This window comes from Bradyrhizobium sp. HKCCYLR20261 (genome assembly GCF_051168435.1).
Classification (GTDB): Bacteria; Pseudomonadota; Alphaproteobacteria; order Rhizobiales; family Xanthobacteraceae; genus Bradyrhizobium.
Genome location: NZ_JBNPUZ010000001.1, coordinates 656802 through 681189 on the forward strand (window position 1 = coordinate 656802; position 24388 = coordinate 681189).

A 24388-nucleotide genomic window follows, 5' to 3' on the forward strand; every position below is an offset into this window, starting at 1 on the left:
GGCTCCTTTGCCGCCGGTGTAGGGCCGTTCTTCCGCATTTGGAAATTAAATGATAGACTGAAACTCAGTGGAATTTCGAATGGAGGTTCCCGATGCTCGATCTGGAGCTGTTGCGCAGCTTCGTCTCGGTGGTCGAGGCCGGCGGCTTTACCCGGGCCGGCGAACGCGTCCACCGCACGCAATCGACCGTCAGCCAGCAGATCCGGCGGCTGGAGGAGGATCTCGGCCAGACCCTGCTCAACCGCGACGGCCGCGAGGTGACGCCGACCGAGGCCGGCGAGCGGCTGCTGTCCTACGCCCGCCGCCTGCTTGCTTTGGCCGAGGAGGCCCGCGACGTCGTCGCGCGTCCCGGCCCTGACGGCGCGGTGAAACTCGGCATCCCCGAGGATTTCGCCGCCTACCGGCTGGCCAAACTGCTCGCTTCGTTCTCCCGTGCCCACCCTGATCTCAGGCTCGATGTCCGCGCCGATCAGAGCCTCAACCTCAAGCGCGACATCGAGCGCGGCGATCTCGACCTTGCGCTGTTGAAGCGGGGCGTCGACGATACCCGTGCGGCGGTCGCGGCGTGGCCCGAGCAGGTCTATTGGGTGACCAGCAGGAGCCATCCGGTCAACCTCGATGCCCGCTCGGTGCCGCTGATCGGCTTCCCGCTCGGCTGCATCTACCGGACCCGCGCGATCCACGCGCTGGAGAGCCGGGGGCTCGCCTGGCACATGGCCTACACGTCATCGAGCCTCGCCGCGATCCAGGCCGCGGTGGCCGCTGGCATGGGCTTGAGCATCCTGTCCGAGATGTCGGTGCAGGCCGAGCATCGCGTGCTAACGACGCGGGAAGGTTTTGCGCCGATCGACCGCACCGAAGTCGCGCTGCTGGCGTCGCCGAATGCGAGCCCGGCGACGTTGCGGCTCGCTGACCGGCTGGCGGAGTTCTGCGAGAAGGTGCAGGCGAAGGCGGCGTAGCTATCGCCACGCGGGCAGTGTGTTCCCTCTCCCGCTTGCGGGGGAGGGCTAGGGAGGGGGCCACTCCGGCGGCGGTGCACGTGGCGCCCCCTCTCCAACTCTCCCCCGCAAGCGGGGGAGAGGGCGCAGCGGAGTGCGCGGCGGGCCTCATCGCTTCGAAGCTTGAATGATCGAAAGTGACCATTCCACCTCACTCATAACGCCATTAGTCCAACTAATAACACCTCGCCGCAGCGATGCTGTGCAGCCTCGTATCACCCAGCACATGCGCGATGAACGCGCGCTTCGGGAACAGCTTTGCAAACGCCGCATCGCGCACGCTGAGGCCGCCGGCATAGGCGCCGAAGGCGGGCATCACGGCGCGGGCGCCGTCGGACACGAAGCAGCGGCGTTCCAGGGTGCGGGCGCGGGTCGCCACGCGCGCCTTGGGATGCAGATGGCCGGCGATCTCGCCGTGCGCGCCGGTCGGCTCGTGGCGGAACGTGACGGCACTGATCGTGATCTCGTCGGCGACCTCGCCGCCGATGCCATGCGGCGCCGGATCATGATTGCCGGTGATCCAGATCCAGTCGCGGCCGACCTGAAGATTCGCAATGCAGGCGCGGTCGTCGCCGGTCAGGCGGGTATGCGCGTCGCGGTCGTGAAAGCTGTCGCCGAGCGCGATCACGGTGCGCGGATCGTAGTGCGCGATGACCGCTTCGAGCCGGCGCAAGGTGGCCACCGTGTCGAACGGCGGCAGCAGGGTTCCGCGCGACGCGTAGCTCGAGCCTTTTTCGAGGTGCAGGTCGGAGACGACGAGCAGGCGCTGCTCGTCCCAGACGAGTGCGCCGGAGAGATCGACACGAAGCGAGACACCGGCCAGCTCGAGCGTCGCGCATCGAGACGGCTCGATGTGATGATGAGATGAAGAGATGCCGACCGAGCGACTCACGAGCGCCGTTCCCCGGAGCTACCCCCCTCCCCGGCCCTCCCCCACAAGGGGGGAGGGAGCAGACCTTCCGCGCGGCGCATTGCGTGCCCCAGACTGATACCTACCCCATCGCCTCCTTGACGAGTTCCTCGGCGGCTTCCGCCAGGAGCTCGTCGGCGGCCTCGCCATAGACGGATTCGCGGCCGATTTCCAGCATCACCGGCACCGCCAGCGGCGACACGCGATCGAGCGGGCGATGGGTGATTCGGCCCTCGATTCGCGCGAGCATATCACCCAGACGGCGCAGATCGAGCAGGCCGGTGGCGGCATCGGCGCGCGCGGCGCGCAACAGCATGTGATCGGGCTGATGGCGGCGCAGCACATCGTAGACGAGATCGGTCGAGAACAGCACCTGGCGGCGCGTCTTTTCTTCCGTCGTCGAGCGCCGCGCGATCAGGCCGGAGATGATGGCACATGAGCGGAAGGTGCGCTTCATCAGCGCAGATTCATCGAGCCACGCTTCGAGATCATCGCCCAGCATGTCCGGATCGAACAGCGCCGCGAGATCGAGCCGGCCTTGGGCTACCATCAGCGACATGTCGCCGAGCCCCCACACCGCCAGCGCATATTCATTGGCGACGAAGCCGAGCGGCCGGGCGCGCGCGCGCTCCAGCCGCCGCGTCAGCAGCATGCCGAGCGTCTGGTGCGCGAGCCGGCCCTCGAACGGATAGCAGACGAGATAGTTCTTGCTGGAACGCGGGAATGTCTCGACCAGCAGCTCGCGCCGCGCTGGGATGCGCGACACGTCGGTCTGCAACGACAGCCAGTCGCGCACCTGCTCCGGGAGCTGCATCCAGGCCCGGCGATCATCGAGGAGGCCGCGGACGCGCTCGGCCAGATAGGTCGAGAGCGGAAACTTGCCGCCCATGTAGGACGGCACCTTCGGGTCGGCATCGTTCGCGCGAGAGACGTAAACCTGGTCTTCGGCGAGCGTCTCGTAGCGCACGATCTCGCCGCCGAACACGAAGGTGTCGCCCGGCGTCAGGCCCTCGATGAAATACTCCTCGATCTCGCCGAGCAGCCGGCCGCCGCGCGCGATCGCGCCTGTGGTGCCCCCCTTGGCCCCGGCGCGCGAGCGCACCAGCCGCACCTTGAGCATCGCCTCCTCGACGATGGTGCCGACATTCAGCCGATAGCTCTGCCGCACCTTCGGATTGGCGACACGCCAGCGCCCTTTCGTATCCTGCTTGATGCGCGCGAAGCGCTCATAGGTCTTCAGCGCGTAGCCGCCGGACGCGACGAAATCGACGACATCGTCGAAGTCGGCGCGTGACAGCATCGCATAGGGCGCAGCCGCGATCACTTCAGCATAGAGCTCGTCGCTCGCGAACGGCTCGCCGCAGGCGCAGCCGAGCACGTGCTGCGCCAGCACATCCAGCGCGCCGGTGCGCAAGGGCGGTGTGTCCTGCGCATTGTCGGCGACGGCATCGATCGCGACCGAGCATTCCAGCACCTCGAAGCGATTGGCCGGCACCAGCACCGCGCGCGAGGCCTCGTCGAGCCGGTGATTGGCGCGGCCGATGCGCTGCATCAGCCGCGAGCAGCCCTTGGGCGCGCCGACATTGATAACGAGATCGACGTCACCCCAGTCTACGCCGAGATCGAGCGAGGAGGTGCAAACCACGCCGCGCAGTTTTCCAGCGGCCATCGCGTCCTCGACCTTGCGGCGTTGGGCGACGTCGAGCGAACCATGGTGAAGCGCGATGGCGAGATTGTCGTCGTTGATGCGCCAGAACTCCTGGAACAGCATCTCGGCTTGGCTGCGGGTGTTGACGAAGACGAGCGTGGTCTTGTTGGCCTTGATCAGCTCATACATCTCGGCCATCGCGTGACGCGCGGTGTGGCCGGCCCAGGGCAGGCGTTCGCGCGTGTCGAGCATCTCGACGACCGGCTGCGCGGCGCCGCCGGCGACGACGACATCCGCGGCCGCCTCGGCACCGATTGGCTGCGGGACCAGGAAGCGCGCGAGCTGTTCGGGCTCGGCCACCGTGGCCGACAGCCCGATCATGCGCATCTCGGGCGCGAGCCGCCACAGCCGCGCCAGCCCGAGCGACAGGAGGTCGCCGCGCTTGGAGGTGACCAGCGCATGCAGCTCGTCGAGCACGACGCGCTTCAGCGAGGAAAACAGGAACGGCGCGTCATCGGAGGACAGCAGCAGCGCGAGCTGCTCCGGCGTCGTCAGCAGGATATCAGGCGGATAGCGGCGCTGGCGCTGCTTGCGCGACGCCGGCGTGTCTCCGGTGCGGGTCTCGACCTTGATCGGCAGCCCCATCTCGGAGATCGGGGATTCGAGATTACGGGCGATGTCGACGGCGAGCGCTTTGAGGGGCGAGATGTAGAGCGTGTGCAGCCCGGCGGGACGCGGCAGATTGCGGCCGGTCGTGGTGACTTTGATGGAGCTCTCTGCCATCGCGGGAGGTTGCGACGACGGGCCCGCTATCGGCACCGCCGCCGGAGGCCCCCCTCCCCGCCCCTCCCCCACAAGGGGGGAGGGAGTGGAGAGCGCGGAATGCTTGGCGAGAGCGGCTCGGGTGTTTGTCCTTGCAGCGGAGCCGAGCTCGACCAGGGTCGGGAGGAACCCCGCGAGGGTCTTGCCGGCGCCAGTTGGGGCGATCAGCAGTGCGGAACGCTGCGCGCGGGCTTTGTCCAGCAACGCCAGCTGGTGCGCGCGGGGCGACCAGCCGCGCGCCGCGAACCATTTCAGGAAATGGTCAGGCAGCGCGGCGCTGTCGTCTTGGGGGGCTGGTGAGACGCGAGGCGGCACCGGGAGAAGGTAGGCAGTCATGCGGGCTTCGTCGAGGGTCGGGTCCGCAGCGCGGCAACCATCCGAGGTTCGCACCGCACTCACTCCATGGAACAGCCGGGACATGCGGATGCATCCTCGCGGCGAATGGCGCCCGAGATTGATGATGAGCTGTCCCTCTTGATTGCAGAGGGCGCAGGGAAGGCCAGGCGTCGGCTGACGCCTGCGGCCCGCCTGCTGAAAAGAATGCAGGCGGCAGGTACCACAGGTGCAGCCGGAAAACGCCCGGCCTTCCCTGCGCGATGGTTTTCACGCTTACTTCGTGCTCTCCTCGGGGACCGGCTGATTGACCCCGTCATGTCAGCAGCGCTTCCGCGCCGGCATCCACTTGACCTCGGCACCGGGAGGCCAGGACCACACGACTTCACGTCCGCCGAACGCCGTTCGTCCGCGCAAGCTGTCGCTCACGCTGCAGCATCGCAGCGGCCACCGCTCCCCGCCCCGCGTGTCGTGACGATCGCGCGCTACGCCCCTCGGCTTGGGACGGGATGGCGGGATATGATCATGATTTCTGTAAAGACGCAACCGAATTATTTTTTTTGTAATTCAATCGGAATGCCGGCGGCGCAGACTTCAGCAGGATGACAACCGCGCCCATCTCTCCACGCGTCATTCCGGGGCGCCCGCAGGGCGAGCCCGGAATCCATAACCACCGACGGGAGTATGGATTCCGGGCTCGTGCCGCTGCGCGGCCCGTCCCGGAATGACACCGAGCGTGAGGCGATGACCGTGCCACATCGTCATTGCGAGGAGCCAACGGGTCCGCGCAACGCGCGGCCCGATGACAGGCTCCGCGACGAAGCAATCCAGACTGCGTCTGTGGAGGGACTCTGGATCGCGTCGCTTCGCTCGCGATGACGGCTCACGATGAAGCGCGAGCCGCGTCGCCTACTCCGTCATCGGCTTCTCGGAGATGTTCCAGTCCTTGCCGTCGAAGATCGAGATGTAGAGCGTCTTCATCGGCGTGTAGTCGTCGGGCGTGTAGGCGTAGTTGACGCCGTCGAGGAAGTAGGGCGAGTGGAAGCCGGCAAGCGTGGTGGCCTGCTTCAGCACGTTCTCGCGGGTCAGGGTGTCGCCGCAGCGGCGCAGGATCTCGGCCATCGACGCGGCCTGGCCATAGCCGGCATAGGCGATGCTGTTGTCCGGGTCGATGTTCGGGACATATTTCGCGCGCAGCGCCTCGAACGCCTTGACGTAGGGATCGTCCTTCCATTGCGGCACGCCGGCATCCTTGGAATAGCGGATGGCGACAATGTCCTTGGCGTTTTCCAGCCCCGCGGCCGAGAGGATCGAGCGGCCGGTCGAGCCCGCCGACAATAGCTGCAGCGGCTTCCAGCCGAGCTCGGCGACCTTGCGGATCGACTGCGACGTCGCCTTGCCGGTGGAGATGTTGTAGAATACGTCGGCGCCCGACTTCGACAGATTGATCAGCTGCGAGTCGACCGTCGGCTCGGTGAGATCATAGGTCTGCTCCATGATCACCTGGGCCTTGCCGCCGGCATCCGCCAGCACCTTCTTGAACGGCCCCAGGAAGTCGCGGCCGAAATCGTCGTTCTGGTAGAGGATGCCGATCTTGGCATCCGGCTTCACGCTCAGCACGTGCTTGGCGAGGATGCGCGCCTCCGTCGGATACAGCGGCAGGCCGGCCATGGTCCATTTGAAGTTCTTCGGATCGTTCCATTTGGAGGCGCCGGTGTTGAGCAGCAACTGCGGCACGCCCTTCGAGTTGAGATATTTGTGCACGGCCGTCTGCGGCGCGGTGCCGAGCGAGCCATACAGCGCCAGCACCTCCTCCTGCTCGACGAGGCGGCGCGTCGCCTCGACGCATTTCGGCGCGCTGTAGGCGTCGTCCATGGTGAGGAACTTGACCTTGCGGCCGTTGATGCCGCCCTGTTCGTTGAGCATCTGGAAATAGGCCTCGCCGATACGACCGAGCACGCCATACAGCGAGCCGGGGCCGGAATGCGGGATGGTCTGGCCGATCTTGATCTCGGTATCGCTGGCGCCGGCGTCGTATTTCTTCTCGGCCGCCCAGACGTAAGGCGAGGCGATGGTGGAGGCGCCGATGGTCGCGAGCGCGGTGGCGCAGAAATCGCGCCGGGTCAGATGTTTTTTCATTGTTGTCTCTCCCTAGACTGCCGGCATTTTTTGGCATCGGGAGAGCCGCGGCAAGAGCGAAGTTGCCGCATCGCGCACTGCGTGCAGCGCATTCAGTAGCGTGTAGACTCAAGTCCTCATCGCGACCACCGAAAGCCCGCGCACCGGCGCCTGATCTTCGGTCCGCGGCGAGGCCGGTTCGAGATGCGCGAGCTTCAATCCGACCTTCGTGATGATGCCACGGATATATTCCGCACCATGGGCATAGCGCAGTCCCTTGCCCATGATCACGCCGTCACCCTCATGAGTCTCGACGGTGAAGGCCAAGAGGCCGCCGGGCATCAGCACGCGCCTGGCTTCGCGCAGCACGGGACCGAGATCGCCGACATAGACCATCGCGTCCGCCGCAAGCACGAGATCGGCCGATGCATCCGCCTGCCGCGCGAGGCCGGCCGTCATGTCGTCGACATCGAGCGCGGCATAGAGCCCGGTGTCGCGCGCCTGCGCGATCATGCCGGCGGAGAGATCGATGCCGATGAAGCTGTCGACGTTGCTGGCGAAGGCGGCAGCGCCGAGGCCGGTGCCGCAGCCGAGATCGATGGCGCGCTTGAAGTAGGCCGGCTTCTTCTCCGCGGCGCGCACCGCGAGCACCGCCTTGAACAGGATCGCCGGCGCGCGATAGTGCAGCCGCTCGATCAGCTCGCTCTCGAAGCGCGGCGCGTATTGGTCGAACAGCGACTGCACATAGGCCTTCGGCATGTCCGTGAGCGGCGTGGCGCCGAGCTGCATCAGCCGCACGGCGGCGCCGTGGCGGTCATCCGGATCGGCCGCCACAGCGTTCTGGAAGGCTGATATCGCCTTGTCGGTTTCGCCGAGGTCGACGCGGATCTTGCCGAGTTCGAACCACGCCGAGGCGAAGTTCGGCGCGACCTCGATGGCCTGCTCCATCACCTCGGCGGCGGCGGCGAGATCGCCCTTGATCTGCAGGTCGCGGGCGAATTCGTAGCGGCGGTCGGCGATCAGGTCGCCGGAGGAGAGGAACAGGCGGTGGGGCATCGGGGAACCATGGTGTGGGCGGCGCTGTCATTCCAGGAGATGGATGCGCGGGTCAAGCCCGCGCATGACCAGCCGGAATGTCGGACCGGCTGAATTTCTCCAACCGGGACCTATATGAGCACCATGCGTCCGCAAGACATCCTGCTGCCCGTTCCCTCCGGCCTGTGCTGCAAGGCCGGCGGCTTCCACATCGATCCCGTGCGCCCGGTCGAGCGGGCGCTGATCACGCATGGCCACTCCGATCACGCCCGGGCCGGCCACGGCGCGGTGCTGGCGACGCAGGAAACGCTCGATATCATGCGGCTGCGCTATGGCGAGAATTTTGCGGGCTCGACGCAGGCGATCGGCTATGGCGAGGAAATTCGGCTCGGCGACGTCACCGTCAGCTTCCACCCGGCGGGCCACGTGCTCGGCTCGGCGCAGATCAAGGTGTCCGCCGGCGGCACCTGCATCGTGGCGTCCGGCGACTACAAGGATGCGCGTGATCCGACCTGCGCGCCGTTCGAGCTGGTGCAATGCGACGTCTTCATCACCGAGGCGACGTTCGGTCTTCCCGTGTTCCGGCACGGCGATACGGCGCTGGAGGTCGATAAGCTGCTGGCCTCGGTGGCGCTGTTTCCGGAGCGCGCGCATCTGGTCGGGGCGTATTCCCTGGGCAAGGCGCAGCGGGTGCTCGCGCTGATCCGCGAGGCCGGCTACGACGCACCGATCTATTTGCATGGCGCGATGGAGAAGATCACGCGCTACTATCAGGACAAGGGCATTCCGCTCGGCGAGCTCCGGCCGGTGAAGGGCGTCAAGAAGGCGGAGCTTGCGGGCACCATCACGCTCGCACCGCCGAGCGCGACGTCCGATCTGTGGACGCGGCGCTTTCCGGATCCCGTCACCGCGTTCGCCTCGGGCTGGATGCGGGTGCGCGCCCGCGCGCGGCAGCGCGGCGTAGAGCTGCCGCTGGTGATCTCCGACCATGCCGACTGGGACGGGTTGACCGCGACGATCGCGGCGACGGGCGCGGGTGAAGTCTGGGTCACGCATGGCCAGGAGGACGCGCTGGTGCATTGGTGCCGAAGCAAGGGGCTCGCGGCGCGGCCGCTCGACCTCGTCGGCTATGGCGACGAGGAGGAGAGCGAGGTGGTGGCTGCGGAGGAGGCCGAGGCATGAACCGCTTCGCCGAGCTGCTCGACCGCCTCGCCTATGAACCCGGCCGCAACAACAAGCTGCGGCTGCTGACATCGTATTTCCGCGAGGTCGAGGATCCCGACCGCGGCTATGCCTTGGCGGCGCTGACCGGCGCGCTGTCGTTCAAGCACGCCAAGCCGGCGCTGATCCGCGACCTCATCGCGGCGCGCACCGATCCGGTGCTGTTCGCGCTGTCGTATGACTATGTGGGGGATCTGTCGGAGACGGTCGCGCTGATGTGGCCGAAGCGCCCTCCGCAAGCTCGGTCTTCCCCCTCCCCCGCTTGCGGGGGAGGGCCGGGGTGGGGGCGCTCCGGGGACGGACCTTCCGTGGACATGCCCCCACCCGGATCGCCAGGCGCGCCCGGCGATCCGACCTCCCCCGCAAGCGGGGGAGGTGTTGAGCCGCATGCAGCCGGGCACAACAACCGACCGCCGCCGACGCTGACCGAGGTCGTCACCACACTGCGCACGCTCGGGAAAACCGAGATGCCGAAGCAGCTCGCGCAGTGGCTGGACGAGCTCGACGAGACCGGGCGCTGGGCGTTGCTGAAGCTGGTCACCGGCGCACTTCGCATCGGCATCTCTGCGCGACTGGCCAAGACGGCCGCGGCAGCCCTTGGCGACAAGGACCCGCATGACGTCGAGCTGGTCTGGCCCGGTCTCGCGCCGCCTTATCTCGATCTGTTCGCCTGGCTCGAAGGCCGCGGCGACAAGCCGGTCAATCGTGATCCCGCGCCGTTCCGGCCCGTGATGCTGGCCCATGCTGTCGAGGACGGCGACTTCGCCAGCATGACTGCGAGCGACTACATCGCGGAATGGAAATGGGACGGCATCCGCGTGCAGGCCGTGAGCGGCCGCGAGAGCGATGGCCGGATGGTGACCCGGCTGTATTCGCGCAGCGGCGAGGACATCACCGCGAGCTTCCCGGATCTGCTGCCGTCTCTGCACCTGCCGGGCGCGATCGACGGCGAGCTGCTCGTGGTGCGCGACAAGCGCGTGCAGAGCTTCAACGTGCTGCAGCAGCGGCTGAACCGCAAGACGGTGTCGCCGAAGCTGATGAAGGAATATCCGATCCACCTGCGCGCCTACGATTTGCTCGGCGATGAAGAGAATGATCTGCGCGAGTTGCCGTTCGAGCAGCGGCGCGAGCGGCTCGAAGCCTTCATCAAGCGGCTCGACGAGCCGCGCGTCGATCTGTCACCGACGGTCGCGTTCTCCACCTGGGACGAGCTGACGGCTGCGCGCGCCGATCCCGCATCGGCCGGCGCCGGCGACGATGCCGAGGCGGTCGAGGGCGTGATGCTGAAGCGGCGGGATGCGGTCTATCTGCCGGGCCGGCCGAAGGGGCAGTGGTGGAAGTGGAAGCGCGATCCGCACATCATCGACGCCGTGCTGATGTATGCGCAGCGCGGCCATGGCAAGCGCTCGTCCTATTACTCCGACTACACGTTCGGTGTGTGGACGGCCGGTGAGGCCGGCGATCAGCTGGTGCCTGTCGGCAAGGCCTATTTCGGCTTCACCGACGAGGAGCTGCTGCAGATCGACCGCTTCGTCCGCCGCAACACCACCGAGAAGTTCGGCCCCGTGCGCCACGTCGTGCACGAGCCCGAGCAGGGCCTGGTGCTGGAGGTCGCGTTCGAGGGCCTGCAGAGATCACCGCGACACAAATCCGGCGTCGCGATGCGCTTCCCCCGCATCAACCGCCTGCGCTGGGACAAGCCGCCCCGCGACGCCGACCGGCTGGAGACGCTGGAGCGGATGTTGAAGAGCGAGGCGGCGGGGTGACGAGCGCTCGCTTGTTCGACCCCAGGTGCATGACGAATCTGAGACTCGTCATGCCCGGGCTTGACCCGGGCATCCATCCTCTTATCGGAGGAAGATGGATGGCCGGGTCAAGCCCGGCCATGACGATCTTTTAAACCACGACCATCGTGGCGAAGATCATAGCGCTGAACATTAAATGCCGGTAAGCGGCTTGCGCCGCTGAGACCAGTTCCCCACCTGCCCTGCCGTGCTTTATGATCGGGCACGAATCCGCCGGTGACCCGGCCTTCGCACTGGCTTGGAGACGATGACATGTCGAACGACATCAGGGATTATCCCGGCCGCGCCCGCAGCTCGGATGGCCTGTATCGGTTTCTCGGCGGCTCTCCCGTGGGGGTGGCGTTCCGGCTGGTGCTGCTGTCGATCCTGGTCGGCGTGGTGCTGTCGGCGATCGGCTTCGATCCGCTCAACATTCTGCATAGCATCCAGTTGCTGTTCATCCGGCTCTACGAGCTCGGCTTCGACGCCTTCAACTGGCTGTGGCGCTACTTCCTGCTCGGCGCCGTGATCGTGATCCCGATCTGGTTCCTGTCGCGCATTTTCGCGCCGCGCGGACGGTGAGCGGACGCAGCCGATGCAACTTCGCTTCGTCGGCTGCGGGGACGCGTTCGGCTCGGGCGGCAGGTCCAACACCTGCTTCCATCTGACGGGCGCGGCGACCGACCTGCTGATCGATTGCGGTGCCTCGGCGCTGCCGGCACTGAAGCGGCTCGGCATCGCCTGCAACGATGTCGGGCTGATCCTGATCACGCATTTCCACGGCGATCATTTCGCCGGTCTGCCCTTCCTGCTGCTCGACGCGCAGTTCTCGCGGCGGATGCAGCCGCTGGTGATCGCAGGCCCTGCCGGCATCGCGACACGGCTGACGCAGGCGATGGAAACGATGTTCGAGCATTCGTCGCGCACGCCGCGCAAGTTCGAGCTGTCGGTGATCGAGCTGGCGCCCGGGCAGCCCGTGCGGTTCGGCGAGGTCGGCGTGACGCCGTTCGCGGTCGTGCACGGCAACTCCGGCGGTCCGTTTCTCGGCTACCGCGTCGAGGCGGAAGGCCGGATCGTCGCCTACACGGCCGACACCGAATGGACGGACAGCCTGGTCCCGCTCGGCCGCGACGCCGACCTGCTCATCGCCGAGGCCTATACGTTCGACAAACCCGTGAAGAACCATCTCAGCCTCGCGGCACTGGAGGCGCATCTCGCGGAGATCAGGCCGAAACGGCTGGTGCTCACCCATATGAGCGACGACATGCTGCGGCGGGTGGCGAGCCTCACTCACACGGCGGCGCATGACGGTATGACGATTGATCTATAGCTTCATACCGGGCGCAGCGACTATGCTCAGCACAGACCAGGGCTGAAATCCGCCGCAGCAGCGCGGCGGATGGGCCGGCATGGTGAGCGAGCATTCCGTTGCATTCTCCCGCGCCCCACCGATCGACCGTCACCAGCGCGCAGGTGTTCGACATCGCAGGCCCCGCGATGATCGCCAATTTGACGACGCCGCTGATCGGCATCGTCTCGACCACGGCGATCGGCCGGCTCGGCGAGGCCGCGATGCTCGGCGGCGTCGCGATGGCCTCGGTGATCTTCGATTGCCTGTTCTGGCTGTTCGCCTTTCTGCGCGCCAGCACGCTGGCCTTCACCGCGCAGTCGCTCGGCGCCGGCGAACGGGACGAGATCCTGATGGTGCTGATTCGCGGCCTGGCACTGGCCGCGGTGATTGGCCTCGGACTGATCATGCTGCAGGTGCCGCTCGCCGCAATCATCTTCGACATCATGGGCGGTAGCGACGCCGTTCTCGGCGCCGCCCGAATCTATTTCGTGGTCCGGATCTGGTCGGCGCCGCTCGCGCTCGCCAACTACGTGCTGCTCGGCTGGCTGGTCGGACTGGCGCGCGCGCGTCTGGCGCTCGGTGTCCAGGTCGCGATCAACCTGATCAACATGGCCGCCACCATCCTGCTGGTGCAGGTGTGGGAGGCCGGCATCGCCGGTGCCGCGATCGCCGCCGTCATCGCCGAGGCCGTCGGCGTCGTGATCGGCCTCGTGCTGGCGCGGCGATTGGCTTCGACGGCGAGCGGACTGTCGCTGCCGTCGCTGCTCGACCGCGCCAAGCTGATGCACATGATGGCGGTCAATCGCGACATCATGATCCGCACCGCGGCGATGATCGTGGCCTTCCTGTTCTTCACCTCGCAGGGCGCGCGCGCCGGCGACACCACGCTCGCCGCCAACGCGGTGCTGAACAATTTCCTGCTGGTGGCGGCGTTCTTCCTCGACGGCCTCGCCAACGCCGCCGAGCAGCTTTGCGGCCATGCCTATGGTGCGCGCAACCGCGGCGCCTTCGCCGGCGCCACGCGGCTGGTGCTGGCCTGGGGCTTCGGCTTCGCGCTCGCGGTGGCCGTCATCTTCGTGCTGTTCGGACCCGTGCTGATCGACGTGATGACGTCGAGCGACGCCGTGCGCAGCGCCGCGCGCGACTATCTGCCCTATGTCGTGGCGTCGCCGCTGCTGTCGGTGTTCGCCTTCGCGTTCGACGGCGTCTATATCGGCGCGACCTGGGCACGCGACATGCGCAACCTCATGATCGCGGCGCTGATCGTGTTCTTCGGCACCTGGCTCGCGCTGCGCGGCTTCGGCAACACGGGATTGTGGATCGCGATGCTGAGCTTCTACGCGGCGCGCGGCGGCTTCCAGGCGGCACGCTATCCGGCGCTGTTGAGGATGTCGTTCGGGAAGAGCCCAGCTCGTCCGACAATATGAGCTGTCATCATCCGCGAAGGCGGATGATCCAGTACGCCGTGCCGTCTCGATTCAACGACAGCCGCCGCGGCGTACTGGATCCCCGCCTGCGCGGGGATGACAGCGGTCGGTGAGGCGACAGCTCGGCTGCACTAAACCGGCCAGTCCTCCGCCGTGATCGTCGCGGCATCGGCGCCGACGATCTCCGACAGCGAATCTCGCCCCGTCCGCAGCAACGTCGATGTCAAATCCGCCTTGATGCTCTCGACCAGGCCGAGACCCTTGTAGACCAGTGAGGAGTAGAGCTGGATCAGGCTGGCGCCGGCGCGGATCTTGGTCAGCGCGGCGCCGCCGGTGTCGATGCCGCCGACGCCGATCAGCGGGAAGGCACCCTCGACGCGGACGAAGGTTTCCGCGACCATGCGGGTCGACAGCCGGAACAGCGGCCGGCCGGAGAGACCGCCCTGCTCCTTGGCGCGCAGCTGCTCGCGCAAGGAGTTCGGCCGGGCGAGCGTCGTGTTCGACACGATCATGCCGTCGACGCCGCGCGAGCGCGCGACGTGAACGACATCGTCGAGCTCGGCGAGGCTGAGATCGGGCGCGATCTTGAGCAGCACCGGGGTGTCGCCGGCCTTGCGGCGGACGCGGTCGCGGGCCTCCAGCACCTTGGACAGCAGCTCGTCGAGCTGCGAGGCCTGCTGCAGGTTGCGCAGGCCCGGCGTGTTCGGCGAGGAGATGTTGACGGTGAAATAGCTCGCCACCGGCGCGAAGGTCTCGATCAGCCGGACATAGTCGGCGACGCGGTCGGTGGAATCCTTGTTCGCCCCGACATTGACGCCGACGATGCCGCCCTGGCTGGCGCGGCCGGCCAGCCGGCGCAGCACGGCTTCGGCACCGTCATTGTTGAAGCCCATGCGGTTGATCACCGCCTCGTCGCGCTCCAGCCGGAACAGCCGCGGCCGCGGATTGCCGCTTTGCGGCCGCGGGGTGACCGAGCCGATCTCGACGAAGCCGAAGCCGAGCCGCAGCAGCGCGTCGGGCACCTCGGCATTCTTGTCGAAGCCCGCGGCCATGCCGACTGGATTCGGGAAGTTGAGCCCGAAGGCGCGCACCGCCAGCTTGGCATCATCCGGCCGCGGCTTGATCGCCGGCAGCAGCTTCAGGCCCTGGATGGCGAGCCGGTGCGCATCCTCGGCGTCGAGCCAGCGGAGCAGCGGCAGCGAGAGCTGGTCGAAGGCGCGGATCACGGCTGAAGTTCCGGGATGTCGTGGCCGCCGTCGGCACGGCTGTGCATCTGGTGAACGGCGGTCACGGCGCCGACGTCGAGCTCGCCATAAAGATGCGGGAACAATTCGTCATTGCGCGAGCGCTCCCAGCGCAAGCCGGGGCCGAGCACATCCGCTTCGACCTCGACCAGGAACAGCGCGCTCTGCCCGAAAAAGTGCTTGCGGGCGGTCTCCGGGACCTGCGACGCGGTCGAAAAATGGATGAAACCGTCGCGCAGATCGTCGGCACTGCCGCGATAGACACCCTGCCGCTCTGCCTCGCGCCAGGCCGAAGCTGAGCAGATTTTGTAGATTTTGGGCACGTTGACGCGTCCTGGCTTGATCTTGAGTTTGCTGCGGTTTTCGGGATGCGGCCGACCGTATCGGCAGGCACCTTCGAACTCAAGCATCGATTGTCCCGCGGTCGCCGGCCACGGCCCGCATAAGTTGTCCCCGTGGCAACACGGATAAGCCTGGATGTAGGACGGTTCCTCAGTAAGGATTAACCCGATTCGGCTCTCTTCAGCCGGTGCGATTCGCCGTCGCGCCGAGGCCCTGACGGGCCGCACCGATTGCCTGCATCACAGCTTAGCTTTGGAGATTTCCATGAACCGCCGCAACGCTTTGAAGGCTCTCGCCGGGCTCGCTCTATGCCCGGTCTGCGCCCAGCCTGGCTTCGCCGCCGAAGGCGCGCCGCATTGGAGCTATGAGGGCGCGACCGGCCCCGCCAAATGGGGCGATCTCGACGCCGCCAACAAGGTCTGCAGCGTCGGCACGCAGCAATCGCCGATCGACATCGAGAACCCGACCAGGGCGCGGCTGCCGGACTTCAAGCTGTCCTGGGCCAACACCGCCGACACCATCGTCAACAACGGCCATACCATCCAGCTCAACTTCGCCGACGGCAGCGGCACGCTGAAGCTCGGCGGCACCACCTACAAGCTCCTGCAGGTGCACTTCCACCGGCCGAGCGAGCATCATATCGGCGGCAAGAATTTTCCGATGGAGGCACATTTCGTGCACCGCGCCGCCTCCGGCGGACTCGCCGTGCTCGGCGTGCTGATGACCACCGGCCGCCCGAATCCTGCATTCTCTCACATCGTGGCGACGATGCCGGAGAAGGAAGGCCCCGCGGTCAAGGCCGATCCGCGCATCAATCCCAACATGATGCTGCCCAACCGCCGCATCCACTATCGCTACGCCGGCTCGCTGACGACGCCGCCCTGCTCGGAGGTCGTCGAATGGCTGCTGCTGGCCGAACCGATCCAGGTCGCCGAAGCCGATGTGGCGAAGTTCGCGAAGCTGTATCCGATGAACGCCCGCCCGGTGCAGAAGCTCGACCGCCGCTTCGTGCTGCAGGGGGTGTAGGTCGATCTGCTACGGCTGCTTCGAGGTGAGGCAGCCCCCGCATTCCGCTGTCGTCCCGGCCTCCGAGCCGGGACCCATACCGCGGGATGCTGATTGGATTAGAAGGAGGCGGAGATTCTCCGCCAAACTCAAGCCGGTGGTTATGGGTCCCGGCTCAAGGCCGGGACGACACCGTTTGTGTGGCGAGCAGCGTGGCTCTCACGCCGAGCGCGCCAGCGCGCCGTCGATCATCGCCACCGCGTTGTTGATGCCGTAGACCGCGACGAAGGAACCGAAGCGCGGGCCCTTCTCCTGGCCGAGCAGCACCTGGTAGAGCATGTTGAACCAGTCCAGCGAGACGCCGGGCCGGCCATCCTTGCCCTTCTTGGCGTGATCGAGGAACGGCTCGCGGCGGCCGATCTCGTAGACCACGTTCTGGATCTCCTCCGCCGTCGCCTCAGCGGGCAGGTTCGACAACGCGTCGCGCAAATCCTGCAGCGCCACACGCTCGCCCTCGGTCGGCTCGCGGAACGTCTTGGTCGGTGCCACGAAGTCGCGATAGTAGTTGATGGCGTAGCCGACCATCGCGTCGAGCTTGGGATGGGTCTGCGGCGTCACTCCCGGACGGTAGCGGCCGATGAAGCCCCACAGCGTTTCGGCGTTTTCGGCATTCGACGACGACACCAAGGTCAGCAGCAGCTGGAACGTCACCGGCATGTCGGCCTTCGGCGGCGTCCCGGAATGGATGTGCCAGACGGGATTGCCGAGCTGCTGCTTGGCGTCCTGCTTCGGGAAGCCCTCGAGGAACTGCTGGTAGTCGTCGACATTGCGCGGGATGACGTCGAAATACAGCCGCTTCGCCGCCTTGGGCTCGCGATACATGAACAGCGACAGCGATTCCGGCGAGGCGTAGCGCAGCCACTCGTCGATGGTCAGGCCGTTGCCCTTCGACTTCGAGATCTTCTGGCCCTTCTCGTCGAGGAACAGCTCGTAGTTGAAGCCCTCCGGCGGCGTGCCGCCGAGCGCCGCGCAGATCTTGCCCGACAGCTTCACCGAATCGATCAGGTCCTTGCCGGCCATTTCATAGTCGACGCCGAGCGCATGCCAGCGCATCGCCCAGTCCGGCTTCCATTGCAGCTTGCAATGGCCGCCGGTGACCGGAACGGTCATGCGCTCCTTGGTCTCCGGATCGTCATAGGAGATCGTTCCGGCCTTGGCGTCGTGCTCGACGATCGGCACATACAGCACGAGGCCGGTGCGCGGGCAGATGGGCAGGAACGGCGAATAGCTTGCCGCGCGCTCCTCGCGCAACGACGGCAGCATGATCGCCATCACCTTCTCCAGCCGCTCCAGCATGCGCAGCAGCGCCGCATCGAACTTGCCCGAGGTGTAGTAGTCGGTCGAGGAGGCGAACTCGTATTCGAAGCCAAACTTGTCGAGGAAGGCGCGCAGCCGGGCGTTGTTGTGCGCGGCGAAGGACGGATATTCGTTCGAGAACGGATCGGGGATGCGCGACAGCGGCTTGCCGAGATGCGAGGCAAGCATCTCCTTGTTCGGCACGTTGTCCGGCACCTTGCGCAGGCCGTCCATGTCGTCGGAGAACGCGATGAGCCGGGTCTTGATCTTGTCCTCGGTGAGCACGCGGAAGGCGTGGCGCACCATGGTGGTGCGCGCGACCTCGCCGAAGGTGCCGATATGCGGCAGGCCGGAGGGGCCATAGCCGGTCTCGAACAGCACCTCGTCCTTCGGAGTCTTTTTCAGCCGGTTCACGATCGCCTTCGCCTGCTCGAACGGCCAGGCGTTGGAGTTCTCGGCGAGCGCACGCAGGTCGCTCGGGCTGGGAAGGGCGAGATCGATCGTGGACATCTGACAGTACCGGTTCAAAGCAGCAGAATTAACACTAGGCGTCATCGCGAGCGAAGCGAAGCGATCCAGTGTCTCACACGCGGCTCTGGATTGCTTCGTCGCTCCGCTCCTCGCAATGACGGTGGATGCGCAGCGATGGTGGGTTCGGCGCGATGCGCCGTATCCACCGGCAGGTTTAACTCTAGAACGGGCTGATCGAGAAATAGCGCAGCCACAGGTCGGTGTAGCGGCCTTTTTCCCAGACCCGGAACAGCGCCCAGTTCAAGGCCTGGCGCAGGAGGTCGTTGCCCTTGCGCACGGCAATGCCGACGCCCTCGCCGAAATAGCGGCTTTCGACGAAAGGTCCACCGGAAAAGGCGCAGCAATCGCCGGAATCAGTGCCGTTGACCCAGAACGCCAGCGAGATGCCGTCGCCGAAGATCAGGTCGACCTCGGAGCGGCGCAGCGCCTGCCGCAGCGCCTCGTCGTTCGGATAGGTCTTGATCTCGGCGTCGGTGAACATCGCCTTGAGGTAGGCCTCATGCGCGGAGCCGGCGACGGCCCCGATCTTCTTGCCCTCAAGGAACTCGGGGCGGATCTCGGTCATCACGGCGTCGCGACGGGACACGAAGCGCGCCGGCGCCCGGTAATACGGATCGGAGAAATCGGCCCGCGCCCGCATCTGCGGCGTCACCGCGATCGAGGCGATGATCGCATCGCCGCGATTGGAGGACAGCGCGTCGAGCAGGGTCTCGAAGCGGCGCATCTGGATGGTGCAGGTGACCTTGATCTCGTCGCAGATCGCGCGAGCGAGATCGACGTTGAAGCCGGCTGGGTTGCCGTCCGGGCCGGTGAAGTTGAACGGCGGATAGTCGGTCTCGGTGAGGAAGCGGATCACGGTGAGGCGTGACAGCTCCGGCCGCTCCGGCCGGCGGCGCGGATCCCAGAATCCCGGCACGGCCTGCGGCGCCGCTTCGACGGCGGGCCGGACCGGTGCCTGCGCATGGGCGTCCGAGCCGGCGGCGCCCAGGCCAAGGCAGAGCAACGCCGCGGCGACGACGGCGCCGGTGCGCGAAACGGAGGTCGAGGGTCGTGACAAGACGGTCGGCATCAGCGGTCCCGAGGGTCAACGCGCCTTATAGACCATCCAGGCGCGAATTCGAGGCTGGATTCCGGTCAGGCGCGGCCGCGCGACCGGAGCGTTAACGCCGCTCAGAGGTATTTCTTCAGATCCGCCGCCGCTTCCTCGGGGGTCCGTTTCAGGTTGAACGGCGCAACGAACCGGCCGTTGCGGTCCATCAGATAGACCAGCGCGGTATGGTCCATGGTGTAGTCGCCATCCTTCAGCGGGACCTTCTTGGCATAGACGCGGTACTCGGTCAGCACCTTGGCCAGAACCTCTGGATCTCCGGTCAGCCCCTTGAGGTGGGGGTCGAAGCTCGAGAGGTATTCCTTCATCGTCGCCGGATTGTCGCGCTCTGGATCGACGGAGATGAAGTAGGCGTTCACGGCATCGGCATCCTTGCCCATCGCGCGCAGCACCTCGGAGATCTCGAACAGCGACGTCGGACAGACGTCCGGGCAATGGGTAAAGCCGAAGAAGATCAGTGTCGGCCGGCCTTGCAGGCTCTTCTCGGTGACCGTGGCCCCGCTCTGGTCGGTCAGTTGGAACGGTCCGCCGATCGCGGCAGGGGCTGCGATGTTGCGGCCGCCGCCCATGAGCAGGAACATCAGCGACAGCCCAACCACCAGGCTGGCGGCGAAGGCGCCGATGATCACCAGCGGACGGGTGACATTGGACTTCATGCCAAGGTTCCTTCTCTCAGAAGCAGGCCTGCCAGCCGGCGGCGATCATGTCGAAGAAGACCGCGGTCCCGTACTGCAGCCAGAGGATCGCCGCGCCGGCAGCGAGCCCCAGTGCCGCGACGACAGCCGCGATGGCCGCGACAGGACGGCGCGCGACCGTTGCGGCCGGTATCTCTTGCGGCGCGGAAAGAGGCTGCATGATGGCGTACTCACCCGGCGGGCGCCGGCCGAACGGCCCATCCCACCCCGTAACGCCTGAGATAAGCCCCGCGGACGGCTGAGGCAAGCGCGGCTTGCCCGACCGCGGATCATGCGCTCCGGGCGGAGCGCGGTACACGTCAATGCGAAGCAGACGTCCTAATGCGAAGCAGACGCCTTGGCGGCTCCCGGCGACATCGCCGGAGCGTTGGGCGCGACCTGAGGATTGGGCGGTGAAGCGGCCTGGGCGTCCATGTAGCAGGGCTTGTACATCGCCTGCAGCTCCTTACCCTTCAGGAAGATCATCCGGGGGGTCAGGCCGCCGCGCTGGGTGATCCAGCGGCGGATCTGCGACGGGTACATCGAGTACAGCATCTGGGTCGCCTCCGGATTGGTGACGGCCCGGCCGTTGGTGCCGAAATCCCAGGCGGCGTGGAAGCCGAGATTGGCGTGCGAGGTGACGCAGATCTTGTCGTGGGGAATGGCGCCGAGAACGATCGTGCAGGCGGACGCGCACAGCCCGTCGATGATCACATACTCACCGGACGACCGCAGGCCCTGGTATTTGTCGACATAGGTCCCGATCCGACCGCCGCGGTCATCGGCAATGCGGACCACGGCCTGGCTCGCACTGACCCCCGACAGCAAGAGAACGACCGCGAGCAACCCCGTCCAGAATTTCATGTCGAGCCCCAGTTCAACCCGGCGAAACCGATCTGACCGACTTTGGTACACTTCGTGTGATGCACGTCTTGTGATGCACGCCTTGCGATACTTGGACTGCGGCGGACCTTTGCAATCACGAGCCCATCCGCAGAACCGGAACGCGAAGGCCAAATCCAAATCGCAAATGCAGCGTGTTTCGAGATCGTGTTTTTGTCCAGGAGAGCGCAGCGACCGACGCCAAATTCAGCGCGAGTGTTGCAGGCCCGCTGCACCAATGAGTCGCGATCACGCGAAACCGGTCCAACCCTGGTTCCGGACATGGCAGCCGCGCCACGAGCTTGGCGAAGGCTCGGCGTGATTCGCCGGGCACGACGGCATTCGCGCCACGGCGGCGCAAAATCCCCGCAGAATCACGGGCCGCGCGGAAGCCGCGCAAGCACGGCACGACGATACGCAAGGCGGCGGTGTTCGGTCACCTTGCGCACACGGCGTTGCACATGGATGACGGACGATGCTTGCAGATGATCTGCGGCGCGCGACAGCCTCGGGTCAGGGTTGCACTGCGCTGATGCAATCAGAGGTTTTATGGCGATTTCGCCACATTCGCGCCACGGACCACCGCAGGCCGCGCGCACGCGGATCGGCCGCCGGAGCCGACCGTCCTGCTCGGATCGCGCGTTCAAACGAAGGACGTCGGCGTAGGCGGCTCTCGTCGGAGCGTGGGGTCGAACTAACCGTCGGGCAGGCGAACGCTTGCACCGAACGTGACGAGCGGCGCATCGGCCGCGCCGAGCTCGATCTGGCGCGACGGCACTTCCTGATAGCGGCCGTCTTCAGTTTTTCTTAATTCATATTGCCAGACCGTTAACGTCTCGCCGCGCGCGAGCGCGTTGCGGATGCGACTGGCGCCGCGGCCGGGCAGCTTGAGCAGATCGTCGCGCATCATGCCGATCATCGACGGGCTTTCGCCCCGATGCAGCTCGAAGAACACCATGCGATTGGGCTTGTCCTGCGGCTTGAGCACGGTATCCGCCGTGAACAGCACCAGGCAGATCGCAACGGCAATCAGCTTCCAAGTGTCGGACAACATGAGACGCATTCCCCGCACCGCCTCCGCGCAAAGACCTAGGTCTCGCGCCGACGGGCGGCAACTTACAGTTTGGTCATGAGGGTTGAGTTGACGTTGGACGTAATCGATTCGTCGCGCGAACGGCGCGATCATCGGCATGCCATCGTTCACAACATGGAGAGCACCGATGACCGACACTCAGATCGTCGCCGACGGTTACATTGCACTGTGGAACGCGCGCGATGCCGCGCAACGCCAAGCCCTGCTCGCACGGCACTGGAGCACCGAGGCCAGCTATGCCGACCCGCTGATGCGCGGTGACGGCCATGACGGAATCGACGCCCTCGTGACCGGCGTCCAGCAGCGCTTTCCCGACTTTCGCTTTCGCCTGCGCGGCACCCCCGATGGCCACGGCGACCACGTCCGCTTCTCCTGGTCGCTCGGCCCCGACGATGCCGAAGCTCCGATCGAAGGGACCGATTACGTCGAACTGGCCGGCGGCCGCATCCGGCGCGTGACCGGATTTCTCGACAAGGTGCCGCCAGCCGCCTGACGCCTCCACGCAGCCTGCCGCCTGCACCGGGGCTCCCATGTCGCCGTGGCAGAGCAAGCGCCGTGTGATTGCGCTACGTCAACGTCGACCCTGAACCGTGCCGGCAAGACGCTGCCGGCGCGACGCATTCAGGATCGCCGGAGACAGGCGTGCAGCAATCAAGTCCCATCGATGATCCCGCAATGGCGGCCGGCCCGCTGGCTGCCATTGCGACCTTGCCCGAGTTGTGGCGCTGGCGCGTCGCGCAGAGTCCCGACCACGACGCCTATCGTCACTGCGACCCGGATACCGGCCGATGGACGCGCTTCTCCTGGCGCGAGATCGATGCCGTCGTTGCGCGCTGGCGACGCGCCCTCGCGGCGGAAGACCTGGCCCCGGGCGAACGCATCGCGATCCTGATGCCGAACGGCCTCGCGCATCTCGCGATGGATCAGGCGACGCTTGCGCGGGGGCTGGTGCCGGTCCCGATGCACGCCGTCGACAATGCCGACAGCATCGCCTACATCCTCGCGGATTCCGCCGCGCGGCTGCTGCTGGTCGATTCGGACGAGCGCTGGGATGAGATTGCCGCGGTCGGCCAGGCCCTTCCCGAGCTCAAGCGCATCATCTCCGCCGGACCGAACCATCATGGTCCCGCCCGCTCCGCCGACGATCGCCTCGTATCGCTGGAGGCGTGGCTGGGCGCAGCCGACGCGGCACCACCCGAGGCCCCGGTCACGGTCGCGCCGCACGACCTCGCCGCCATCGTCTACACCTCCGGCACCACCGGCCGGCCGAAAGGCGTGATGCTGTCGCACGGCAACGTCGTCGCCAACGTGAAGGCCATCCACCAGCGGCTCACGGCCGGCATCGACGATTTATTCCTGTCATTCCTGCCGCTGTCGCATACGTTCGAACGGACAGCCGGCTATTACTACCCGATCGCGATCGGCGCCTGCGTCGCCTATGCGCGCTCGGTGAAGCAGCTGTCGGACGATCTCGTCCAGGTGCGCCCGACGATCCTCGTCTCCGTTCCCCGCATCTATGAGCGGATCTATTCGCTGGTGATGCATCACCGCGCCATGGCCAATCCGCTCGAACGCGCACTGGTCGACCTGACGATCGCGATCGGCGGCCGCCGCTTCGATGCGCAGCACGGGCGCGGCACGCCTCTCTCCACGTTCGACCGCCCCGCCTGGCCGCTGCTGCAGCGCCTCGTCGCGCAAAAGGTGCTGGCGCGGTTCGGCGGGCGGCTGAAGGTCGCGGTCAGCGGCGGCGCGCCGATCGCCGAGCCGGTGGTCCGTCTGTTCCTGTCACTCGGGCTCGAGGTGCTGCAGGGCTACGGCATGACCGAGACCTCGCCGGTCGTCAGCGTCAACACGCCTGATGACAATGACCCGCGCACGGTCGGCCGTGCCCTGCCCGGCGTCGAGGTCCGCATCGGCGCCAATGACGAGTTGATGGTGCGCGGACCGAGCGTGATGCTCGGCTACTGGCACAAGCCGGAAGAGACCGCGCGCGTCAAGGAGGCCGACGGCTGGCTGCACACCGGCGACCAGGCCCGCATCGACGACGGCCGCATCACCATCACCGGGCGGATCAAGGACATCCTGGTGACCTCCACCGGCGAGAAGATCGCACCGGCCGATCTCGAAACCGCGATCCTGACCGATCCGCTGTTCGAGCAGGCCATCGTGATCGGCGAGAACCGGCCGTTCCTGACGGCGATCGTCGTGCTCAACGCCAAGGGCTGGGCCGAGCAGCAGGCCAGATTAGCCGCGCACGGGCAGCGCGGCCCCGAGGCTGAAGCCGCTTCGCTGCTGCGCCACATCGCTCGCACCGTAAAGGCCTATCCGTCCTACGCGACGCCAAAGGCGGTGCACTGGACCTTGGAGCCGTGGACGGTGCAGCAGGGCCTGATCACACCGACGTTGAAGAACAAGCGTCCGGCGATCGAGCGAGCGTTTGCGAAGGAGATCGACGCCATCTACGCGAAGCGGCCGGCGGCAGCGCAATGAGCCGTTGACGCTGAAA

The 24388-nt window shown here is 66.5% G+C and carries 21 protein-coding genes; 9 read left to right on the top strand and 12 right to left on the bottom strand.

The annotated features are described in order from the left end of the window. Positions 1-92 precede the first annotated feature (92 nt). Positions 93-959, top strand: a complete 867-nt coding sequence (locus ACQR1L_RS03040; protein ID WP_434856422.1) for a LysR family transcriptional regulator — start codon at positions 93-95, stop codon at positions 957-959. Between the two features lie 214 nt (positions 960-1173). Here ACQR1L_RS03040 and pdeM read toward each other — a convergent pair whose 3' ends face one another. From pdeM to ACQR1L_RS03060, 4 genes are all read right to left on the bottom strand, one after another. Beyond that, a complete protein-coding gene (pdeM, locus tag ACQR1L_RS03045) occupies positions 1174-1851 on the bottom strand; it encodes a ligase-associated DNA damage response endonuclease PdeM (RefSeq protein ID WP_434856571.1) in 678 nt (225 codons plus the stop codon). 139 nt (positions 1852-1990) lie between these two features. Beyond that, entirely contained in the window at positions 1991-4714 is a 2724-nt protein-coding gene (locus tag ACQR1L_RS03050) for a ligase-associated DNA damage response DEXH box helicase (protein WP_434856423.1), read from the bottom strand. Positions 4715-5620: 906 nt separating this feature from the next. Continuing rightward, complete coding sequence (locus ACQR1L_RS03055; RefSeq protein ID WP_434856424.1) at positions 5621-6850, bottom strand: ABC transporter substrate-binding protein; 1230 nt, start codon at positions 6848-6850, stop codon at positions 5621-5623. Between the two features lie 108 nt (positions 6851-6958). After that, on the bottom strand, positions 6959-7885 hold the full coding sequence (locus tag ACQR1L_RS03060; protein ID WP_434856425.1) for a methyltransferase domain-containing protein: 927 nt from the start codon (positions 7883-7885) through the stop codon (positions 6959-6961). 114 nt (positions 7886-7999) lie between these two features. On the opposite strand from ACQR1L_RS03060, the gene ACQR1L_RS03065 reads away from it, so the two are divergent. From ACQR1L_RS03065 to ACQR1L_RS03085, 5 genes are all read left to right on the top strand, one after another. Continuing rightward, positions 8000-9046 carry a ligase-associated DNA damage response exonuclease gene (locus ACQR1L_RS03065; RefSeq protein WP_434856426.1) on the top strand — a complete coding sequence of 349 codons (1047 nt, stop codon included), beginning with the start codon at positions 8000-8002 and terminating at the stop codon, positions 9044-9046. Continuing rightward, positions 9043-10851 carry an ATP-dependent DNA ligase gene (locus tag ACQR1L_RS03070; RefSeq protein ID WP_434856427.1) on the top strand — a complete coding sequence of 603 codons (1809 nt, stop codon included), beginning with the start codon at positions 9043-9045 and terminating at the stop codon, positions 10849-10851. Before ACQR1L_RS03065 ends, ACQR1L_RS03070 begins: the two co-directional genes overlap by 4 nt. Positions 10852-11142: 291 nt before the next feature. Beyond that, positions 11143-11451, top strand: a complete 309-nt coding sequence (locus tag ACQR1L_RS03075) for a DUF6460 domain-containing protein (protein WP_434856428.1) — start codon at positions 11143-11145, stop codon at positions 11449-11451. A 13-nt stretch (positions 11452-11464) separates the two neighbouring features. Next, the gene (locus tag ACQR1L_RS03080; protein ID WP_434856429.1) at positions 11465-12199 is read left to right on the top strand and encodes an MBL fold metallo-hydrolase; all 735 of its coding nucleotides are present in this window, start codon (positions 11465-11467) and stop codon (positions 12197-12199) included. 143 nt (positions 12200-12342) lie between these two features. Continuing rightward, complete coding sequence (locus ACQR1L_RS03085; protein ID WP_434856572.1) at positions 12343-13647, top strand: MATE family efflux transporter; 1305 nt, start codon at positions 12343-12345, stop codon at positions 13645-13647. 131 nt (positions 13648-13778) lie between these two features. Here ACQR1L_RS03085 and ACQR1L_RS03090 read toward each other — a convergent pair whose 3' ends face one another. Together ACQR1L_RS03090 and ACQR1L_RS03095 are read right to left on the bottom strand one after the other, a co-directional pair. Then, positions 13779-14873: a quinone-dependent dihydroorotate dehydrogenase gene (locus ACQR1L_RS03090; RefSeq protein ID WP_434856430.1), complete on the bottom strand. Its 1095-nt coding sequence runs from the start codon at positions 14871-14873 to the stop codon at positions 13779-13781. Then, positions 14870-15214 carry a DUF952 domain-containing protein gene (locus ACQR1L_RS03095; RefSeq protein ID WP_434856431.1) on the bottom strand — a complete coding sequence of 115 codons (345 nt, stop codon included), beginning with the start codon at positions 15212-15214 and terminating at the stop codon, positions 14870-14872. The genes ACQR1L_RS03090 and ACQR1L_RS03095 overlap by 4 nt, the downstream gene beginning before the upstream one ends. A gap of 283 nt (positions 15215-15497) precedes the next feature. On the opposite strand from ACQR1L_RS03095, the gene ACQR1L_RS03100 reads away from it, so the two are divergent. Next, positions 15498-16259, top strand: a complete 762-nt coding sequence (locus ACQR1L_RS03100; protein WP_434856432.1) for a carbonic anhydrase — start codon at positions 15498-15500, stop codon at positions 16257-16259. A gap of 198 nt (positions 16260-16457) precedes the next feature. Here ACQR1L_RS03100 and ACQR1L_RS03105 read toward each other — a convergent pair whose 3' ends face one another. The 6 genes from ACQR1L_RS03105 to ACQR1L_RS03130 all read right to left on the bottom strand — a co-directional run bounded on the left by ACQR1L_RS03105 (position 16458) and on the right by ACQR1L_RS03130 (position 21981). After that, the gene (locus tag ACQR1L_RS03105; protein WP_434856433.1) at positions 16458-18104 is read right to left on the bottom strand and encodes a lysine--tRNA ligase; all 1647 of its coding nucleotides are present in this window, start codon (positions 18102-18104) and stop codon (positions 16458-16460) included. Positions 18105-18285: 181 nt separating this feature from the next. After that, positions 18286-19194, bottom strand: a complete 909-nt coding sequence (locus tag ACQR1L_RS03110; RefSeq protein WP_434856434.1) for a transporter substrate-binding domain-containing protein — start codon at positions 19192-19194, stop codon at positions 18286-18288. A 101-nt stretch (positions 19195-19295) separates the two neighbouring features. Beyond that, positions 19296-19889: an SCO family protein gene (locus ACQR1L_RS03115; RefSeq protein ID WP_434856435.1), complete on the bottom strand. Its 594-nt coding sequence runs from the start codon at positions 19887-19889 to the stop codon at positions 19296-19298. 16 nt (positions 19890-19905) lie between these two features. After that, on the bottom strand, positions 19906-20088 hold the full coding sequence (locus ACQR1L_RS03120) for a hypothetical protein (protein WP_434856436.1): 183 nt from the start codon (positions 20086-20088) through the stop codon (positions 19906-19908). Between the two features lie 158 nt (positions 20089-20246). Continuing rightward, entirely contained in the window at positions 20247-20771 is a 525-nt protein-coding gene (locus ACQR1L_RS03125) for a hypothetical protein (RefSeq protein WP_434856437.1), read from the bottom strand. 712 nt (positions 20772-21483) lie between these two features. After that, positions 21484-21981, bottom strand: a complete 498-nt coding sequence (locus ACQR1L_RS03130) for a hypothetical protein (protein WP_434856438.1) — start codon at positions 21979-21981, stop codon at positions 21484-21486. Positions 21982-22009: 28 nt separating this feature from the next. On the opposite strand from ACQR1L_RS03130, the gene ACQR1L_RS03135 reads away from it, so the two are divergent. Both ACQR1L_RS03135 and ACQR1L_RS03140 read left to right on the top strand, forming a co-directional pair. Next, positions 22010-22375, top strand: a complete 366-nt coding sequence (locus ACQR1L_RS03135) for a nuclear transport factor 2 family protein (RefSeq protein WP_434856439.1) — start codon at positions 22010-22012, stop codon at positions 22373-22375. Positions 22376-22524: 149 nt separating this feature from the next. Then, positions 22525-24372, top strand: a complete 1848-nt coding sequence (locus ACQR1L_RS03140; protein ID WP_434856440.1) for an AMP-dependent synthetase/ligase — start codon at positions 22525-22527, stop codon at positions 24370-24372. The last annotated feature ends 16 nt before the right edge of the window (positions 24373-24388 follow it).

Coding starts and splice junctions, on each gene's coding strand:
- ACQR1L_RS03040 (WP_434856422.1), top strand. CDS start 93: ATGCTCGATCTGGAGCTGTTGCGCAGCTTCGTCTCGGTGGTCGAGGCC.
- ACQR1L_RS03050 (WP_434856423.1), bottom strand. CDS start 4,714: ATGACTGCCTACCTTCTCCCGGTGCCGCCTCGCGTCTCACCAGCCCCC.
- ACQR1L_RS03055 (WP_434856424.1), bottom strand. CDS start 6,850: ATGAAAAAACATCTGACCCGGCGCGATTTCTGCGCCACCGCGCTCGCG.
- ACQR1L_RS03060 (WP_434856425.1), bottom strand. CDS start 7,885: ATGCCCCACCGCCTGTTCCTCTCCTCCGGCGACCTGATCGCCGACCGC.
- ACQR1L_RS03065 (WP_434856426.1), top strand. CDS start 8,000: ATGAGCACCATGCGTCCGCAAGACATCCTGCTGCCCGTTCCCTCCGGC.
- ACQR1L_RS03070 (WP_434856427.1), top strand. CDS start 9,043: ATGAACCGCTTCGCCGAGCTGCTCGACCGCCTCGCCTATGAACCCGGC.
- ACQR1L_RS03075 (WP_434856428.1), top strand. CDS start 11,143: ATGTCGAACGACATCAGGGATTATCCCGGCCGCGCCCGCAGCTCGGAT.
- ACQR1L_RS03080 (WP_434856429.1), top strand. CDS start 11,465: ATGCAACTTCGCTTCGTCGGCTGCGGGGACGCGTTCGGCTCGGGCGGC.
- ACQR1L_RS03100 (WP_434856432.1), top strand. CDS start 15,498: ATGAACCGCCGCAACGCTTTGAAGGCTCTCGCCGGGCTCGCTCTATGC.
- ACQR1L_RS03105 (WP_434856433.1), bottom strand. CDS start 18,104: ATGTCCACGATCGATCTCGCCCTTCCCAGCCCGAGCGACCTGCGTGCG.
- ACQR1L_RS03110 (WP_434856434.1), bottom strand. CDS start 19,194: ATGCCGACCGTCTTGTCACGACCCTCGACCTCCGTTTCGCGCACCGGC.
- ACQR1L_RS03115 (WP_434856435.1), bottom strand. CDS start 19,889: ATGAAGTCCAATGTCACCCGTCCGCTGGTGATCATCGGCGCCTTCGCC.
- ACQR1L_RS03120 (WP_434856436.1), bottom strand. CDS start 20,088: ATGCAGCCTCTTTCCGCGCCGCAAGAGATACCGGCCGCAACGGTCGCG.
- ACQR1L_RS03125 (WP_434856437.1), bottom strand. CDS start 20,771: ATGAAATTCTGGACGGGGTTGCTCGCGGTCGTTCTCTTGCTGTCGGGG.
- ACQR1L_RS03130 (WP_434856438.1), bottom strand. CDS start 21,981: ATGCCGATGATCGCGCCGTTCGCGCGACGAATCGATTACGTCCAACGT.
- ACQR1L_RS03135 (WP_434856439.1), top strand. CDS start 22,010: ATGACCGACACTCAGATCGTCGCCGACGGTTACATTGCACTGTGGAAC.